The organism is Alcanivorax profundi, from assembly GCF_003597125.1.
GTDB classification, from domain to species: Bacteria; Pseudomonadota; Gammaproteobacteria; order Pseudomonadales; family Alcanivoracaceae; genus Alcanivorax; species Alcanivorax profundi.
This window is the reverse complement of the sequence record NZ_QYYA01000152.1, coordinates 1-407: the sequence shown is the minus strand read 5'-3', so window position 1 is coordinate 407 and position 407 is coordinate 1. Positions and strand designations below refer to the sequence as shown.

At 43.5% G+C, this 407-nt stretch carries 1 protein-coding gene; it reads left to right on the top strand.

Features of this window, described 5'->3' with window-relative positions:
* Positions 1–192, top strand: a 192-nt coding sequence (locus tag D4A39_RS19325; protein WP_199699508.1) for a chorismate-binding protein, incomplete at its 5' end; no start/stop codon positions are given.
* Positions 193–407: the final 215 nt, after the last annotated feature.

Genomic DNA, 407 nt, shown 5'->3' with positions numbered 1-407 from the left:
TACAGTGGTTTTGTGGGACCGATTTCGCCGAAAGGAAAGACGCATCTCTATGTTTCCCTGCGCTGCATGAACATCCTGGATGATGGTTCCTGCGAACTCTATGCCGGAGGCGGATTGCTGAAGGAAAGCGAGATGGAGAAGGAGTGGAAGGAAACTGAAGCTAAGATGCAGACCATCCTGTCGGTCCTGTAAAGGTCTTGCAGAGAAAATGATAGGGATTCATTCTGATTTTATAATGCTAAAAGACAAAGGGTCTTCAAGAATCTGAAAACATAAAAATAACCTGAAAAATAAGGTGAAATGTATAGCAATAAAGAAAACGTCAATATTTTGACAAGTTTACTGGTAGCGCATGGTGTTCGCCATGCTGTAGTGTGTCCGGGCAGCAGAAATGCAGCCATAGTTCA